Origin of the sequence: Streptomyces sp. SLBN-8D4 (assembly GCF_049739545.1) — a bacterium.
Taxonomy (GTDB): Bacteria; Actinomycetota; Actinomycetes; order Streptomycetales; family Streptomycetaceae; genus Streptomyces; species Streptomyces canus_C.
On sequence record NZ_JBMGQC010000001.1, the window covers coordinates 3,467,475 to 3,484,964 of the forward strand.

Sequence of the window (17,490 nt, forward strand, 5' to 3'; positions counted from 1 at the left end):
CCGCCATGGGTCCGATTTGTACGACGAATGGCCCTCACCTGTGGACAACTTTCGGCACATGCCTCCCGGGGCCGGGCATGCTGGCATCGCCGCCACAGCCGCGACCGACCGTCGCGGCGGGATCCGGCGGCCGACGGGGATGTTCTACGAGGGCTACGGGGGCCTGTCATGCAAGCAGTGGTTCCGCTCGCACCGGAAATGGTTCCGCAGATGAAACCCGCGCTCCGGCGCGGCTGGCGCGACCTCAACACCGTGCAGTTCGGGATGGCCCCGGCGCACGCGCTCACACTGGGCCCGATCGACACGGCCACGGGCAGCTTCCTCGACTTGCTCAACGGCACGCGCGGTCTCGCGCTGCTGCGGGAAGAGGGACGCCGTATGGATCTGCCCGACGGCCATGTCGACACGCTGGTGGCACGGCTGGCGCGGGCCGGGCTCGTCGATGACGCGAGGGGCGGTGGGCCGGCCGCGGACGCGCTGCGGGAGAAGAAGGAGGTCCTGGACCGGCTGGCGCCCGATCTGGCGTCCCTCTCGCTGACCACGTCGGAGCCGGGTGACGCGATGAGACTCCTGGCCGCCCGCCGCTCGCTGCGGGTGCAGGTCAGGGGGGCGGGTCGGGTGGGCGTGGCGCTGGCCGCACTGCTCTCGGGTGCCGGCGTCGGAGAGGTCGACGTGCGGGACGGCGGCCGGGTCGAGCCGGGGGACGTCGCCCCGGGCGGGCTTCCCGCCGCCTCGGTCGGCGACCAGAGGGGCGCCGCCGCACGAAGGGCGGTGACCGCGGCGGCTCCGGGACGCCCGCAGCGCCATGGCTCCCGGGCCTCCGTGACGGCGGACGACCCCGGGTTCTCCCTGGTCGTCCTCGCCCCGCGGGACGACGTCGACGTCCACGCGCCCGCCCCTGCCGCCGGCGAACCCCTCGTCCGCTCCGGCACACCTCATCTGTACGCCGGTGTGGTCGAGGCGACGGGAGTGGTCGGCCCCCTTGTCCTGCCGGGCGAGACGGGCTGCGCGGGCTGTCTGCACGAGACGCGGACCGACCGCGACCAGGCCTGGCCCCGGTTGGTGGCCCAGTGGCGTTCGGGCGGCAGACGGCTTCCTGTGCGCCCCTGTGACCTGGCGCTGGCCACGACGGTCGCCGGCCTCGCCGCCGCGCACGCGCTCGCCTTCCTGGACGGCCGGGTCCCGTCGAGCGCGGGCGCCCGCTGGGAGGTCTCACTGCCCGGTATGACCTGGAATGCGCGGCCGGTCTGGCCGCATCCCGCATGCCCGTGCGGGGCCGCGGAGAAAGGTAAGGGAGAACACACCTCCAAGGAGGAGGCTGCGCACGAGACAATGGCAGAGCAACGGTCGTCGGAGGAGTTGTGCCGCAAGGCAACCGCGCCACGGCCTGCTGGGACCTGGAGGGCGCATGTCTGATCTTCCCCGGAAGGCGGTCACCCGGACCGCCAAACTCGCCGCGCTCCCGCTCGGCTTCGCCGGGCGGGCCACCTGGGGACTCGGCAAGCGGATCGTGGGCGAGTCCGCGGAGATCGTCGGCCGCGAGCTGCAACAGCGCACCGCGGACCAGTTGTTCAAGGTGCTCGGGGAGCTCAAGGGCGGGGCCATGAAATTCGGCCAGGCCCTGTCCGTTTTCGAGTCGGCGCTCCCCGAGGAGGTGGCGGGCCCCTACCGCGCGGCCCTGACGAAGCTCCAGGAGGCCGCGCCTCCGATGCCCACCCGCACCGTGCACACGGTGCTCGAGGAGCGGCTGGGCGAGGACTGGCAGGAGCTGTTCGCCGAGTTCGACGACAAGCCCTCCGCGGCGGCGTCGATCGGCCAGGTGCACCGGGCCGTGTGGCACGACGGGCGCGAGGTGGCGGTCAAGGTCCAGTATCCGGGGGCCGGCGAGGCCCTGCTGTCCGACCTGACCCAACTGGGCCGCTTCGCCCGTCTGTTGGGTCCCCTGGTGCCCGGCATCGACATCAAGCCGCTGATCGCCGAGTTGCGCGACCGGGTCTCGGAGGAGCTCGACTACGGTCTGGAGGCGCAGGCCCAGCAGGCCCATGCCGAGGAGTTCGCGGACGATCCGGACGTCGTGGTGCCGGCCGTGGTCCACCAGAGCGAGCAGGTCCTGATCACGGAGTGGATCGAGGGCGTCCCCCTGTCGGAGGTGATCTCGGAGGGCACTCAGGAGCAGCGCGACCGCGCCGGGCAGCTCCTGGCCCGGTTCCTCTTCTCCGGCCCCGCGCGCACCGGCCTGCTGCACGCCGACCCGCACCCGGGCAACTTCCGGCTCCTGCCCGGCGGTCCTGACGGCGAGGAGGGCTGGCGCCTGGGCGTCCTGGACTTCGGCACGGTCGACCGGCTCCCGGGCGGTCTGCCGGAAACCATCGGCACCTGTCTGCGCATGACGCTGGACGGTGAGGCGGAGGCCGTCTACGAACTGCTCTGCGCGGAGGGCTTCGTCAAGGAGTCCATAGAGCTGGACCCGGACGCCGTCCTCGACTACCTCCTGCCGATCATCGAACCGGCCGAGGTCGACGAGTTCACCTTCAGCCGGGGCTGGATGCGCAGCCAGGCCGGCCGGATCGCCGATCCCCGCTCCCCCGCCCACCAACTGGGCAAACAGCTCAACCTGCCCCCGGCCTACCTCCTGATACACCGGGTCACCCTCAGCACCATCGGCGTCCTGTGCCAACTGGGTGCGACGGTGCGACTGCGCGAGGAACTGGAGGAGTGGCTGCCGGGGTTCGTGCCGGAGGTGGACGAGGACGAGCAGGAGACGGCCGCGGAGGCCTGAGGCGGGTCGGCCTACCACCAGGCCGAGTCGAGCCGTCCCTCGATGGACCTGAGGTTCTCCCGGGAACAGGTGTCGCAGAAGTACTGGCGGACGCCGTTCTCCAGGGAGCAGGCCCAGGTGGGCTGTGGGCCCTCGGCCCGCGTGCCGCAGCGGGCGCACACGAGGGGCTCCGCCTCGGCGTCGCCGTCGTCACCGGGAAGACTCGTCACCCGCCGACGATAACGCCGGATCCGACGGTTCGGCGCGCGCAACGCACCGCGGGGGCCGGTCCGTTCGGACGGTTCGGCCCCCGCGGGGAACTACCGGGTTCGCGTTACTGCATGACGGCCATGGCGAGCGCGCGGCGAGCACGCAGGGAGGCGCGCTCGGCCCGGCGCTGCATCCGGCGGGCGGTCGCCACGTGGTTCGCCTGGCGTTCCTGCTCGGCCTCCTGCAGCCGGTCGCGCATATGCGCGCGAGCCAGGGCTTCTGGGATGAGTTGCATCTCTCGGGTCCTGTTCTGACGCGAGTCGTTCGCGTCGGTGGTGGTGAAGTCTGGGATCGCGGAGCCGGCGGGCTCGCTGGTGGACGGCTTCATCGGGGCCTGCTTCGTGGGGTCGTTCGTGAGGGGGCGGTCGATCGTTCCTGCGATGTTCATGCCGTGACCGGGTTCTTGCGCGGGCGGCCACGCGGCCGCTTCCGGGCGACGACGACACCCTGGACGAACAGCTCTCCACCCCAGACGCCCCAGGGCTCACGCCGCTCCTTGGCGCCGGCGAGGCAGGCCTCCATCAGCGGGCAGGTGCGGCAGAGGGACTTGGCGTACTCGACGTCGGCCGGCGACTCGGCGAAGAAGACCTCCGGGTCGTAGGAACGGCAGGGGACGGGTACGCCGAGGTTCTCGATGGCGTCGTCGAGCGCGGTGAGCGCGGTGAGCGGGATCAAGGTGGAGTCCTCCGTGAGGCCGGGCGGGGGGATCGTTTCGGAAGGCGGTACTGACGGGGCGTGCGCTTCGAGTTGCACGGTTCGTCTTCCTCGTCTGTTCGGTCCGGCCCTGTGGGACCGGTAGTCGCTTGGTACCGGGTTCTTTTCTTGTCCCGAGACCCCTTCGCTCCGCTCTCCCCGTTCGGGGAAAACAGAAGGGCCGCGGATCCCGGATGGGGTTCCGCGGCCCTGAAGGCGCCGGCCTGATCGAGATCAGGCTGGATCACTCCAGGGTTCTGGCCCACGGAAGGCCCACATCTGGTGGTGCTGCGTCGTCTGCTTCCGGAATCCGGCACCGGCCGCCGCAAAGGCATAGGCGTGCGCCTGTGCCACTACTGCTTCCAGTGCCTTGGTCGGTCGCTCATTGCGCTCACGGACGGGAAGGACCGCGAGAGACATGGAGGACGCCGGACGGACGGCAGGAATGCCGGACAGACCGGTGCCCAGGTTCGAAACGCCGAGCAGGCACGTGGAGACGACCGAGGGATCGGTCATTTTGGCGGTGCTGATGGCCTTGCTGCTGTTGATGCTGATCACTTCAATCGCCTCCTCTCGGCGTCTCTGGGGACGGCGGCGCGAGCCGCTGTCCGACGGATATGCAAGTAGAACACGGAATCGGGGCCTCCGAGAAGGCCTCCGTCCCCGTGGCTAAGAACCTATGGGGATTGCTGGGGCATGCGCAAACTATTTTTCCGACGAGTTGGAATCAGTCCTCGTCCTCTTCTTCCGTAACGTCCTGGCCTGCGCAGATGGTCAGCACATCGGCTCCGTAGCGATTGAGCTTGCGCAGGCCGACGCCCGGGATCCGCGCCAGCTCGTGCTCGTCGTCGGGCACGGCCTCGGCGATCGCCATCAGCGTCTTGTCCGTGAAGACGCAGAAGGCCGGCTGACCGCTGCGCTGCGCCTGTACGGCACGCCAGTCGCGCAACCGCTCATAGAGCCCCTCGTCCATGTCGGAGGGGCAGTCCTCGCAACGCATCAGCTTCAGCTCCCCCGCGTCGGTGAGCGTGCGCCCGCACACCCGGCAGCGCGCCGGGATGCGCTGGGTGCGTCTCGGCGCGGCGCCGACGGGACTGGTGAAGCCGCGCTCGACCCCTCCGGAACGGCCGCCGGCGGTTCGGCCCGTGGGGGCGCTGGAGCCGGGTCGCAGCCCGTCGAGGAAGCGGCTGGGGCGGCGGTTGGGGCGGCCGCCGGGCGAGCGGGAGAGCGACCAGGAGACATGGAGGCGCTCGCGGGCGCGGGTGACGCCGACATAGAGGAGCCGTCGCTCCTCCTCGATCTGCTCGTCGGTCCTCGCGTAGGTGATCGGCATCATGCCCTCGGCGACACCGACCAGGAACACGGCGTCCCACTCCAGGCCCTTGGCCGAGTGCAGGGAGGCGAGCGTGACGCCTTCGACGGTCGGGGCGTGCTGGGCACCGGCCCGCTCGTCGAGTTCGGCCACGAGGTCGTTCAAGGTGGCGTCGGACCGCGCGGCGGCGAAGTCCTGTGCGAGGTTCACCAGGGCGGCCAGCGACTCCCAGCGCTCCCTGACGGCCCCGGAGCCGGCCGGGGGCTCGCTGGTCCAGCCCTCGCCCGACAGCACGGCACGCACCTGGGAGGGCAGGGTGACGGCGTCGTCCAGCCGTGAGTCGTTGCCGCCGAAGCGGGCCGCGCCCCGGAGGTTGACGATGGCCCTGCGCACCTCGGGCCGGTCGAAGAACCGCTCGGCGCCGCGCAGTTGGTAGGGCACTCCGGCGTCGGCGAGAGCCTGCTCGTAGGTCTCGGACTGGGAGTTGGTGCGGAACAGGATGGCGATCTCGCTGGCCCGGACGCCCGCGTCCATGAGCTCCCGGATGCGGCGGGCGGCACCCTCGGCCTCGGCGGGCTCGTCGGTGTACTCGGTGTAGACGGGCTCGGGGCCGGGCCGGCGCTGGGAGATCAGTTCCAGCCGGTGGTCGGCGGCGCGGCCGCGGGCCTGGGCGAGCAGCCCGTTGGCGAGATGGACGACCTGGGGGGTGGAGCGGTAGTCGCGGACCAGCTTGACGACGGTGGCGCCGGGGTGGCGGGTGCGGAAGTCGAGCAGGTGGTCGGGAGTTGCGCCGGTGAAGGAGTAGATCGTCTGGCTGGCGTCGCCCACGACGCACAGGTTGTCGCGCCGCCCGAGCCACAGCTCCAGCAGGCGCTGCTGCAGGGGGCTGACGTCCTGGTACTCGTCGACGACGAAGTGCTGGTACTGGGAACGGACCTGTTCGGCGATGTCGTGCCGGTCCTGGAGGATGGCGACGGTCAACAGCAGGACGTCCTCGAAGTCGATGACGGCGCGGTCGCGCTTGAGGTCCTCGTAGGCGGAGTAGAGCTGGGCGATCTCGGCCGAGGCGCGCGGGGTCTCACGGCCGGCCTTCGCGGCTGCGAGGGCGTATTCGGAGGGCACGGTCTGGGTGACCTTGGACCACTCGATCTCGCCGGTGACGTCCCTCAGCTCGCCCCGGTCGAGGCGGATGCGGCAGGCGGCGGCCGCGTCGGCGACGAGCTGGATCTTGCGGTCGACGAGCCGGGGCATGGATCCGCCGACGGCTTTCGGCCAGAAGTACTGGAGCTGACGCAGGGCCGCCGAGTGGAACGTACGCGCCTGGACGCCCGAGGCGCCGAGCTGGCGCAGCCGTCCGCGCATCTCGCCGGCGGCGCGGTTGGTGAAGGTGACGGCGAGCACGCTGGAGGGCTGGAGGATCCCGGCACGCACCCCGTAGGCGATGCGGTGGGTGATCGCCCGGGTCTTGCCGGTGCCGGCGCCCGCCAGCACGCACACCGGCCCGTGCAGGGCGGTGGCCACCTCGCGCTGCTCGGGGTCGAGCCCTTCGAGCACCGCGTCGGCCGAGTCCGGTGTGCGCGGGAAGAGCGTGGAGTGCGTTGCTGCTGTCACACGGCCATGCTGCCAGGTCGGCGGAGACTGGTGAGCCGGTTGTCCACAGGCAGGTAGCCGCAGTCGTACTAATGCGGCAGGCGTCACCTGACCGGGACCCCGGGTCGGGAATGGCACTCCGGTCGCATACGTTCCCTCTTCGGACGACCTCTTCCCCGAGCCACCGAAGGAGCGCGCGAGACATGCAGGGCACTGTGACGATGTACAGCACCACATGGTGCGGTTACTGCCAGCGGCTGAAGAAGCAGCTGGAGCGCGAGGGCATCGCGTACACCGAGATCAACATCGAGCAGGACCCGGAGTCCGCTGCGTTCGTGGAGAAGGCGAACGGTGGGAACCAGACGGTTCCCACCGTGCTGTTCGCCGACGGTTCGACGCTCACGAACCCGTCGCTGGCGCAGGTGAAGCAGAAGGTCGGCGCGTAAGCACCCCGGTCATGGAGGCGGTTCCTGAGGCAGCTCAGGAACCGCCTTTTGTGCGTGATGTCAGACGAAGCTCCTCGTCGGCAACGGCTTTCCGTACCAGAGTTCGATCAGACGGGCCGCGATCGAGATGCCGTACGGCGGCAGGACCTCGCCGGACTCGAAGGCGGCCTGGAGTTCGTCGCGGGAGAACCAGCGGGCTTCGTGGATCTCGTCGCCGTCGACGTTGATGTCGGTTGAGGTGGCGCGGGCCATGAAACCGAGCATGAGGCTGGAGGGGAACGGCCAGGGCTGGCTGGCGACGTACTCGACCGGCCCGACGGTGATGCCGGCCTCCTCGAAGACCTCGCGCCGCACCGACTGCTCGATGGACTCGCCGGGCTCGACGAACCCGGCCAGCGTCGAGAACCGGCCCTCCGGCCAGTGCACCTGGCGGCCGAGCAGGATGCGGTCCTCGTCGTCGGTGACGGCCATGATCACGGCCGGGTCCGGTGCGCGGGTAGTGCTCGGCGCCGCAGGCGGGGCAGCGGCGGATGTGGCCGGCCGCCGCGATGACGGTGCGCTCGCCGCAGCGGGAGCAGAAGCGGTGGGTGCGCTGCCAGTTCTCCAGCCCGACCGCGTGCACCATCAGGCCCGCCTCGCGCGCGGACAGCAGCAGGCCCGCCTCGCGCAGGCCGGCGGGACGCGCGGACTGGTCGATGCGGCCCGGCAGGGAGTCCTTCTGGAGGGCGAAGTAGCGGACGCCGTCCTCGTCGATGCCGAGGAAGTAGCGGTGCGCCTCGGTGAGCGGGGCCTCGAAGGACGGGGTCATGACGAGTTCGGTACGGCCGTCGGGTGTCTCGTCGATGAGGACCTGACCGCCGGAGACCACGAAGCAGCGGGTCGTGGGGTGGCTCCACGCCGCCGCGAGCCAGGCCTCGTCGAGCCGGTGGTGCGCGGCGCGGTCGATGCCGCTGGGTGCGGTGAGCGAGACGGGACGGTCAGCGGTGTGGTCGGTCCAGGTGGTCACGGGTGCTTCCAACTCCCCCGGTGCAGCGGATTGTTTCGGCGGGCGGTTCGGCGGGACGTACGGCGTGGGACGACCGGGTCCGGCGGGGCTTCGCGGTGCGCGGCCCTTTCAGTGTGCCCCGCACGCTGCCGGTCCGGGCGGCGCGGGACGGTCAGGGCGCATGACTCCAGTGCTCGGCGAGATCACCCCACAGGTACGCGGCGGTCTCGACGCCCTTGAGCAGCAGGTCGAGCTCGACCTTCTCGTTCGGCGCGTGCCAGCCGTCGGAGGGGACGGAGATGCCGAGGAACAGCACGGGTGCGCCGAGGACTTCCTGGAGGTCCGCGGCGGGACCCGAGCCGCCTTCGCGGGTGAAGCGGACCGGCTTGCCGAAGGCCCGGCCCATGGCCCGTACGACGGACTGCAGGGCCGGGTGGTCCAGCGGGGTCAGGCACGGGCGCGTGGCGGCGGCGAAGGTGATCTCCTGACGGATCCCTGCGGGTACTTGCTCGGCTGCCCAGGCTCGGACGGCCTTCTCGATGTGGCCGGGGTCCTGGCCCGCGACCAGCCGGAAGGAGAGCTTGACCATGGCGGAGGACGGGACGATCGTCTTGCTGCCGGGGCCCTGGTAGCCGCCGCCGATGCCGTTGACCTCGGCGGTGGGGCGGGCCCAGACGCGCTCCAGGGTGGTGTGGCCGCTCTCTCCGTGGGTGGCGTGCGACTTGGCGGTGCGCAGCCACTGCTCCTCGTCGAAGGGCAGCTCGGCGAAGAGTTCGCGTTCGCGGTCGGTCAGTTCGACGATGCCGTCGTAGAAGCCGGGTACCGCCACGCGCGCGTGTTCGTCGTGCAGGGCGGCGACCAGGCGGGCGGCGGCCGTGGCCGGATTGGGGACGGCACCGCCGAAGGAGCCGGAGTGGATGTCCTGGTCGGGACCGTGGAGCCGGATCTCGCACTCGGCGAGGCCGCGCATGCCGGTGCACACGGTGGGGGTGTCCTCGGCCCACATGCCGGTGTCGGACACGATCACGGTGTCGGCGGCGAGCCGGTGCGCGTACTCCTCCACGAGGGCGCGGAAGTGCGGGGAGCCGGACTCCTCCTCCCCCTCGACGAGCAGCTTCAGGTTCACCGCCGGGGCGGAGCGGCCGGTGGTGGCGAGGTGGGCGCGGACGCCGAGGGTGTGGAAGAAGACCTGGCCCTTGTCGTCGGCCGCCCCGCGCGCGTAGAGGCGGTTGTCGCGGACGACCGGCTCGAAGGGGTCGCTGTCCCAGCCGTCCTCGCGGGCGGCGGGCTGTACGTCGTGGTGGCCGTAGACGAGGACCGTGGGCGCCGCGGGGTCGTCGGCGGGCCACTCGGCGAAGACGGCGGGCGCGCCCGGGGTCTCCCAGACCTCGGCCGTGGGGAAGCCGGTCTCCCTGAGCTTGGCGGCGAGCCAGTCGGCGCTGCGGCGTACATCGGGTCCGTGGTCGGGCTGGGCCGAGACCGACGGGATGCGCAGCCATTCGGCGAGGTCGTCGAGGAAGGCGGCGCGGTGCTGCTCGATGTACGTACGGACAGCGCTGACGACACTGTCAACGGGGTGGCTCATGGTCATGAGCCTATCGGCCCGCACCGACATCCTCGGTGGGCGGTTCCTCACAGTTCGCCGTCACGGGACCGTTCGACCGCTCTCCCGGTTGCTGGGTGAGAAGCCGCTCCAGGGCGGCCCGGTCCGGCAGGTTCCTGGGGCGTACGACGTCTCCGGTCCGGACGTACAGGAACGTCGCCGTGACGGATTCCACAGGGACGCCCTGCCGCTCGGCCCAAGCCAGCCGGTACACGGCGAGCTGGAGGGGGTCGGCCGTGCGGGTGCGGCCGGTCTTCCAGTCGACGATCTCGTACGTCGTGGTGTCCCCGTCGCTCTGCCGGTACACGGCGTCGATGCGGCCCCGGACCACGCGGCCCGCGATGGCCAGCTGGAAGGGTGTCTCCAGGCGGTAGGGGGTGCGGTGGGCGTACTCGGTGCGCTCGAAGGCGTCCTTGAGGGCTTCCAGGTCGCGTTCGTCGGCGATCTCGGCGTCGCTGCCGGGCAGGTCCTCCGGTTCCAGCATCGGCAGGGTCAGGGCTTCGAAGCGGGCCTCGACCCAGGCGTGGAACCGGGTGCCCTGACGTGCGGCGGGTTGCGGAGGGCGCGGCATGGGGCGCGCGAGCTCCTGCGCGAGCCCGTCGGGGTCGGCGGCCAGACGGAGCACCTGGGACGCGGTCAGCGACGCGGGCAGGGGTACGTCGGTGACGGCCTCCCGCGCGCGCAGGAGTTCGCCGGTGAGGGCGTCGAGGTCGCGGTCCCAGGAGGCGATGGCGCGGGCTTCCTCGGGGGTGAGGGTTTCCCGATCCGCGGGGTGGGGGCGTGCCCGAGTGGTGGGGGGCTCCGGGGCGGTGGCCTGGTGCGGGACGGCCGGGCGGTCCGTCGTGAAGGTGTCCCAGTCCTCGTCCTCGGAGGCGTCCGCCCCGACGATCTCGTCCTCGAAGGGCGGCTCTTCGGCGTACGGGGGCTCTTCGCCGTACGGCGGCTCGTCGTCGGGCGGCGGGGGCCAGTCCGGGTCGTCGTGGGTGTCCGGGTCGTGTACGGCCGCGGGGTGGGTGTCCGTGTGGGCGGCGAGGTCCTCCAGGTGGTCCAGGACCGTCCGGGCGGCCGCCCGGCGTCGGGCGAGGGCGCTGTCGTCCAGGGGGAGGGGCCAGACCTGGTCCTCGGTCCGGCTGTGCAGCGCGGGGTTCTCCTCGTCCTCGGCGGGCTCGTCGGCCCAGGCCTCGATCTCACCGTGGCCGGCCGCGCAGTGGTCGTGCAGGGCCTTCAGGAAGTCGGACGGTCCTCGGGGCTTCTTCTGGGTGGGCCCCCACCAGTGGCCGGAGCCGAGCAGGAGGGAGCGGGGCCGGGTGAAGGTGACGTAGCCGAGGCGGAGTTCCTCGGTGTGCTGGTGGTCCTTCATGGCCTCGTGGAAGGCCTTCATGCCCCGTGCGTCCCAGGAGGTGATGTCCGGGAGGGTGTCGGTGTCGCCGCGCAGCGCGTGCGGCAGCACCTTGCCCTGTGCGGTCCACTTCTCGCGTCCCTGGGTGCTCGGGAACGTCCCTGTCACCAGGCCGGGGACGGCGACGACGTCCCACTCCAGGCCCTTGGACTTGTGCGCGGTGAGCACCTTGACGGTGTTCTCGCCGCCGGGCAGGGCGTTGTCGAGGCCCTTCTCGTACTGGGCGGCGGTGCGCAGGAAACCGAGGAAGGCCAGGAGGCTCGCCTCGTTGTCCCCGGCCGCGAACGAGGCGGCGATGTCGAGGAAGTTGGACAGGGTCTCGCGGCGGCGGGCGGCCAACGCGTGCGGGGACGCCGACAGTTCGACCTCCAGGCCGGTGACGGCCAGGACGCGGTGCAGGACGTCCATCAAGGGGTCCGCGAGCGAGCGGCGCAGGTCGCGCAGTTCGGCGGCCAGGCGCGCGAACCGCACGCGCGCGTCCGGCGAGAAGGGCAGCCCGTCGTCGTCCTCGTCGCCGCTGTAGAGGGGTGTCTCCAGGAAGGTCTCCAGGGCGTCGGCGAGCGATATCACCTCGGCGGGGTCGACCCCCTCGACGGCCTCGGCGAGCCGGCGGTCCGGGTCGTCGTCGCCGTCCACGCGCGCGTGGGACACCAGATGCCGGGCGCGCCTGCCGAGGAGGGCGAGGTCGCGGGGGCCGATGCGCCAGCGCGGGCCGGTCAGCAGGCGGACCAGGGCGGCGTTGGCGCCGGGGTCCTGGAGGACCTCGCAGACGGCGACCAGGTCGGCGACCTCGGGCAGGTGCAGCAGGCCCGAGAGGCCCACGACTTCCACCGGGACGTCCCGCTCGACGAGGGCGCTCTGGATCTCGGCGAAGTCGGTCGCCGTGCGGCACAGGACGGCGATCTCACCGGGCGCCTTCCCGGTCCGTACGAGATGGGCGATGGAGTCCGCGAGCCAGTCGATCTCCTCGGCGTGGGTGGTCAGGAGGGCGCAGCGGACCACGCCGTCGCGCTCGGCGCCGGGGGCCGGGCGGAGGGCTTCCACGCCCGCGTGCATGGCGCGCAGGGGTTCGGCGAGGCCGTTGGCGAGGTCGAGGAGGCGGCCGCCGCTGCGGCGGTTCTCGCTGAGCGACTGGCGGGTGGCGGGGCGGCCGTCGGGGTGGGCGAAGTGCTGGGGGAAGTCGTCGAGGTTGGCGACGGAGGCTCCGCGCCAGCCGTAGATGGCCTGGCAGGGGTCGCCGACGGCGGTGACCGGGTGGCCGGTGCCCTCGCCGAACAGGCCCGCGAGCAGGACGCGCTGGGCGACCGAGGTGTCCTGGTACTCGTCGAGCAGCACCACCCTGAACTCGTCGCGCAGGATGCGGCCCACCTCAGGGATCCCCGCCAGGCGGGCGGACAGGGCGATCTGGTCGCCGAAGTCCAACAGGTCGCGTTCGCGTTTGGCGGCGCGGTAGCGGACGACCAGTTCGGCGAGTTCACGGCGGGCGGCGGCCGTCTCGGGGACCTTGCGCAGGGCGTCGTTGGTGAGCTTGGCGCCCTGAAGGGTCAGCAGCAGCTCGGCGTCGTGGGCCCGCACCTGCTCGGGACGGACCAGGTGCTCGGCGAGTTCGGCGTCGAGGGTGAGCAGATCGCTGACCAGGTCGGCGAAGGAGCGGGTCAGGGAGGGGTAGGGGCCGGGAGCCTCGCGCAGCACGCGCGCGGCGAGCTGGTAGCGGGTGGCGTCGGCGAGCAGCCTGGAGGTCGGTTCCAGGCCGATGCGCAGGCCGTGGTCGGTCAGCAGGCGGCCCGCGAAGGCGTGGTACGTGGAGATCACGGGTTCGCCCGGCGGGTTGTCCGGGTCGATCACGTCGGGGTCGGTGACGCCCGCCTTGACGAGTGCTTTGCGGACACGCTCGGCGAGTTCGCCGGCGGCCTTGTTGGTGAAGGTGAGGCCGAGGACCTGTTCGGGCGCGACCTGGCCGGTGCCGACCAGCCAGACCACGCGGGCCGCCATCACCGTCGTCTTGCCCGAGCCGGCACCGGCCACGATCACCTGCGGGGCGGGCGGCGCGGTGATGCAGGCCGTCTGCTCCGGGGTGAACGGGATGCCGAGGAGCTCCTTGAGCTGATCGGGATCGGTGATACGGGCGGCCATGTCGCAGAGGCTAGCGGCGCGCACTGACAGCGGAGGACGAATCGCCCTGCGGGCCGGAGGATGCGCAGGTCAGCACGTTTGGTGCGACTGATCACACCGGCATGCTCACCTCACTCCACGACGTGCCGTCCCTCCGGCCGGACACTGCACGAGGCCCGGAACGCGCAGTGGGTGCAGTGCTGGCCGGCGTTCGGCGTGAACCGTTCGTCGAGGACCTTGCCGGCCGCTGTGGCGAGCAGGTCACCGACCCACTCCCCCTCCAGCGGTTCCTGTGCCTGGACCTTGGGCAGGGTCTCGCCGCCGTCCCGCTTGGGGGCGCCCTGGCGCAGTTGGACGAGTTCGGCGCCGCCCGGCTCGGGCCGCACGCCGTCGAAGGCCTCGTCGACGGCGCCCTCGCGGACGGCGAGCTGGTAGACGGCGAGCTGGGGGTGGTGTTCGACTTCGGCGGAACTCACGGGCTGCTTGCCGGTCTTGAAGTCGACGACGTACGCGCGCCCCTCGGCGTCGGCCTCGACGCGGTCCATCTGGCCGCGGATGCGCACCTCGACCTCGCCCGCTTCAAGGGTGACGTCGAAGTCGTGCTCGCTGGCCACCGGTGTGCGGCCCGTGCGGTCCATGACGTGCCACTTAAGGAAGCGTTCGAGCGCCACGCGCGCGTGCTCCTTCTCCTGCGCCGACTTCCAGGGCGCGTCGAAGGCGAGCGCGTTCCACACGGAGTCGAGGCGCTCCATGAGGACGGCGAGGTCGGCGGGGGTGTGCCCGGAGGCGACCTCGTCGGCGAGGACGTGCACGACGTTGCCGAAGCCCTGGGCGACCGTCGCGGGCGCGTCGGCCTTCACCTCGCGGCCCAGGAACCACTGCAGGGCGCAGGTGTTGGCGAGCTGGTCGAGGGCGCTGCCGGAGAGCACGACGGGCTGGTCGCGGTCGCGCAGCGGCACCTTGGACTCGGTAGGCTCGAACATGCCCCACCAGCGGTAGGGGTGGGCCGAGGGGACCAGCGGGCGGCCGTCCTCGTCGGCGAGGGCGGCGAGCCGGGCCAGCCGGCGGGTGGCGGCCTCCCTCAGGGTGTCGGAGACGCGCGGGTCGACGGTGGTGGCGCGGAGTTCGGCGACCAGGGCGGCGACGGACAGCGGACGGCGGGGGCGTCCGGTCACGTCCTTGGGTTCGACGCCGAGTTCGGTCAGGAAGCGGGAGGGCTGGTCGCCGTCGTCGGCCGGTGCCTTCACCGCCGTGACGACGAGTCGCTCACGCGCGCGTGTGGCGGCCACGTAGAACAGGCGGCGCTCCTCGGCGAGCAGGGCGCCCGGGGTGAGCGGTTCGGCGAGTCCGTCACGGCCGATGCGGTCGGCCTCCAGGAGGGAGCCGCGGCGGCGCAGATCCGGCCACAGGCCCTCCTGGACGCCCGCGACGACCACCAGCCGCCACTCCAGGCCCTTGGAGCGGTGCGCGGTCATCAGGCGGACGGCGTCAGGGCGTACGGCTCGCCGGGTGAGGGTGTCGGCGGCGATGTCCTCGGCGTCGATCTCCTCCAGGAAGTTCAGGGCGCCCCGTCCCCCGGTGCGCTCCTCCGCGCGCGCGGCGGTCGCGAACAGTGCGCACACGGCGTCGAGGTCCCGGTCCGCGTTGCGCCCCGCGGCGCCGCCGCGCCGGGCGGCCCGCTCCAGGCGCCCGGGCCAGGGCGTGCCCTCCCACAGGTCCCACAGCGCCTCCTCGGCGCTGCCGCCGTTCGCGAGCCGCTCACGCGCCTTGCCGAGCAGCGCGCCGAGCCGCTGGGCTCCGCGCGCGTACGCGGGGTCGTGAACGGCCAGACGTTCGGGCTCGGCGAGGGCCCGCGCGAGCAGTACGTCGGAGGGTGGCGGCAGGGCGTTGCCCGCGGCCCGCTCCTCGTCCCGCAGGGCACGGCCGAGGCGGCGCAGGTCGGCGGCGTCCATACCGGCGAGGGGGGAGGCGAGGAGGGTGAGGGCGGTCTCGGTGTCGAGCCAGCTGGCCTCCGTCGGCGGCGCCCCGGAATCCGAGGGCGACTCCTCGGGAGCGGTCTCGTCGTCCGGCGACGGTTCGGCGGACGCGGCTTCCTCGACCGGCGACGGTTCCGCGGAGGCTTCCCCGGCCGACGGCCGCGGCCCAGAAGCGGCTTCCTCGTCCGACGGCCGTTCCTCAGGAGCAGCGTCCTCTTCGGGCCGTACGTCTTCAGACCGTCCGGCACTCCCCGCGGCCTCCGCCGTAGCCACCGCCCTGAGGGCCGTCAGCAGCGGTGCCACCGCCGGTTCGTGCCGCAGCGGCAGGTCGTCGCCGTCGATGTCCAGAGGGACGCCGGCCGCGGTGAGCGCGCGGCGCACCGTCGGGATCGTGCGCGAGCCCGCGCGGACCAGGACGGCCATCTCGCCCCAGGGCACGCCGTCCTCCAGGTGTGCCCTGCGCAGGATGTCCGCGATGTTGTCCAGCTCTGTGCCCGGGGTCGGGTAGGTGAAGACCTCGACGCGACCGCCCTCGCGGACCGCGGCGAGCTCGCGGTGGGCGCGGACCTTCTCCGCCGGCAGCCGGGTCAGGGGCATGCGCTGGGTCACCAGGCGGGTCGCGGCCAGCAGGCCGGCGCCGGAGCGGCGGGAGGTGCGCAGGACCTCGACGGGAGCAGTCCGGCCGTCCGCGCGCGGGAAGGTGTACGGGAAGTCGAGGATGCCGTTGACGTCCGCGCCGCGGAACGCGTAGATCGACTGGTCGGGGTCGCCGAAGGCGACGAGGGTGCGGCCGCCCCCGGCCAGGGCGTGCAGCAGCCGTACCTGGGCAGGGTCGGTGTCCTGGTACTCGTCGACGAACACGGCGTCGTACTGGGCGGCGAGTCGCTCGGCGACCTCGGGGCGGCGGGCGAGGAGCACCGCGCGGTGCACGAGTTCGGCGTAGTCGAGGACGCCCTGGAGGTCGAGGACGTCGAGATAATCGGCGAGGAAGGCGGCCGCGGCCCGCCAGTCGGGGCGGCCGGTACGCCGGGCGAAGGCGTCCAGGGCGCCGGGGCCGAGGCCCAGTTCGCGGCTGCGGGCGAGGACCGCGCGGACCTCGTCGGCGAAGCCGCGGGTGGTCAGGCAGGCGCGCAGGTCGTCGGGCCAGCGCACGTGCGCGAGGCCGAGCCGCTCCAGGTCGGGCTGGCCGGCGAGCAGTTCACGTACGGTCACGTCCTGCTCGGGTCCCGACAGCAGCCGCAGCGGCTCCACGAACAGGTCGCTGTCCTGGTGGGCGCGGACCAGGGCGTAGCAGAACGAGTGGAAGGTCGTCGCCTGCGGGGCGCGCGCCGCTCCTATGCGCAGGGCCATGCGGTCGCGCAGTTCGACGGCCGCCTTGCGGCTGAACGTCAGCACGAGCACACGCGCGGGGTCCCCTCCACGGGCGATTCGTGAAGCCACCGACTCGACGAGCGTGGTGGTCTTTCCGGTGCCGGGACCTGCGAGAACGAGCAAAGGGCCGCTTCCGTGCTCAACCACGGCGCGCTGTGCGGCGTCCAGACGAGGGGGATCCACGCGGGCCGGTGGGGTACGTACCAGTCGGTAAGCGCCACGGTTCCCCTGGCGCACCTGGGAGTGCGACAGACGCCTGGTGGAGGAAGAGGAGCTCACGTGGTTCGCCGGTCCTGGTGGGTGTGCTGTTGGGCGGCCCGCCGCGCGTGGAGGGCGGTGGACGGGGGATGAGGGGGACGCGCGCAGCCGACGCTACGCCGACGCCGAGTGCGGAAGCAGGGCTTCCGCTTCTTCCCACGCGCCCCATGCGGCCCACGCGACCCGTACGTCCCTCACCCCACGAACGTACGGCATGCCACAGACGTGCCCTGTTTCCCCCGTACGAGCCTCTGTGTGGTCCCGGGCCCCTCGGATGGCGGAAGCTGTCAGGTGTGACCCTCCGCACGGCCGCCGCCGTCCCAGCGCGCCCGTCTCATGTCGAGACGCGGCAGATGGCCCTCGGCGGCCCTGCTCGCCTCCTTCAGGGGCGTGCCCTCGGCGCGGTACCGGTCGAGCGCTCGCAGTTCGTGCCCCGGGAGCAGGACGCCGTCCGCGCGGACGACCCGCCACCAGGGAACGGATCCGCCGTACAGGGCCATGACCCGGCCGACCTGGCGGGGGCCGCCCTCCTCCAGCCACTCGGCGACGTCGCCGTACGTCATGACGCGCCCGGGCGGAATGCGTTCGGCCACGTCGAGGACCCGCTCGGCGTAGTCCGGCAGCGCGTCCGCGTACTCCGGGTGGGCGTCCTGAGGAAGGCTCTGCTCGCTCATCCGCCCCATCCTGCACCACCCCACCGACAATGTGACGGGCTCG

Annotated in this window: 12 protein-coding genes and 1 pseudogene; 3 read left to right on the plus strand and 10 right to left on the minus strand. The window is 72.4% G+C overall.

The genetic code is table 11. From position 1 onward, the window contains the following. Positions 1–198: 198 nt before the first annotated feature. Positions 199–1,416: a TOMM precursor leader peptide-binding protein gene (locus RKD20_RS15320; protein ID WP_424883225.1), complete on the plus strand. Its 1,218-nt coding sequence runs from the start codon at positions 199–201 to the stop codon at positions 1,414–1,416. After that, on the plus strand, positions 1,409–2,779 hold the full coding sequence (locus RKD20_RS15325) for an ABC1 kinase family protein (RefSeq protein ID WP_424878212.1): 1,371 nt from the start codon (positions 1,409–1,411) through the stop codon (positions 2,777–2,779). The genes RKD20_RS15320 and RKD20_RS15325 overlap by 8 nt, the downstream gene beginning before the upstream one ends. An 11-nt stretch (positions 2,780–2,790) precedes the next feature. On the opposite strand, the gene RKD20_RS15330 is transcribed toward RKD20_RS15325, so the two are convergent. From RKD20_RS15330 to RKD20_RS15350, 5 genes are all read right to left on the minus strand, one after another. Continuing rightward, entirely contained in the window at positions 2,791–2,988 is a 198-nt protein-coding gene (locus RKD20_RS15330; RefSeq protein WP_424878213.1) for a hypothetical protein, read from the minus strand. A gap of 104 nt (positions 2,989–3,092) precedes the next feature. Next, positions 3,093–3,416: a hypothetical protein gene (locus RKD20_RS15335; RefSeq protein WP_020119792.1), complete on the minus strand. Its 324-nt coding sequence runs from the start codon at positions 3,414–3,416 to the stop codon at positions 3,093–3,095. Then, on the minus strand, positions 3,413–3,781 hold the full coding sequence (locus tag RKD20_RS15340; RefSeq protein ID WP_020119791.1) for a WhiB family transcriptional regulator: 369 nt from the start codon (positions 3,779–3,781) through the stop codon (positions 3,413–3,415). Before RKD20_RS15340 ends, RKD20_RS15335 begins: the two co-directional genes overlap by 4 nt. A 174-nt stretch (positions 3,782–3,955) precedes the next feature. After that, complete coding sequence (locus RKD20_RS15345) at positions 3,956–4,279, minus strand: hypothetical protein (protein WP_020119790.1); 324 nt, start codon at positions 4,277–4,279, stop codon at positions 3,956–3,958. 169 nt (positions 4,280–4,448) lie between these two features. Next, on the minus strand, positions 4,449–6,644 hold the full coding sequence (locus RKD20_RS15350; RefSeq protein WP_424878214.1) for an ATP-dependent DNA helicase UvrD2: 2,196 nt from the start codon (positions 6,642–6,644) through the stop codon (positions 4,449–4,451). 182 nt (positions 6,645–6,826) lie between these two features. On the opposite strand from RKD20_RS15350, the gene RKD20_RS15355 reads away from it, so the two are divergent. Next, complete coding sequence (locus RKD20_RS15355) at positions 6,827–7,069, plus strand: mycoredoxin (protein WP_031048065.1); 243 nt, start codon at positions 6,827–6,829, stop codon at positions 7,067–7,069. A 60-nt stretch (positions 7,070–7,129) separates the two neighbouring features. On the opposite strand, the pseudogene nudC reads toward RKD20_RS15355, so the two are convergent. The 5 genes and pseudogenes from nudC to RKD20_RS15380 form a co-directional block, all read right to left on the minus strand. Further along, a pseudogene (gene nudC, locus RKD20_RS15360) lies at positions 7,130–8,075 on the minus strand (NAD(+) diphosphatase). A gap of 151 nt (positions 8,076–8,226) precedes the next feature. After that, positions 8,227–9,639: a dipeptidase gene (locus RKD20_RS15365; RefSeq protein ID WP_424878215.1), complete on the minus strand. Its 1,413-nt coding sequence runs from the start codon at positions 9,637–9,639 to the stop codon at positions 8,227–8,229. A gap of 10 nt (positions 9,640–9,649) precedes the next feature. Further along, positions 9,650–13,189 carry a UvrD-helicase domain-containing protein gene (locus RKD20_RS15370; RefSeq protein WP_424878216.1) on the minus strand — a complete coding sequence of 1,180 codons (3,540 nt, stop codon included), beginning with the start codon at positions 13,187–13,189 and terminating at the stop codon, positions 9,650–9,652. A 110-nt stretch (positions 13,190–13,299) separates the two neighbouring features. Continuing rightward, a complete protein-coding gene (locus RKD20_RS15375) occupies positions 13,300–16,794 on the minus strand; it encodes a UvrD-helicase domain-containing protein (protein ID WP_424878217.1) in 3,495 nt (1,164 codons plus the stop codon). Between the two features lie 266 nt (positions 16,795–17,060). Next, positions 17,061–17,447: an MGMT family protein gene (locus tag RKD20_RS15380; protein ID WP_037901367.1), complete on the minus strand. Its 387-nt coding sequence runs from the start codon at positions 17,445–17,447 to the stop codon at positions 17,061–17,063. Between the last annotated feature and the right edge of the window lie 43 nt (positions 17,448–17,490).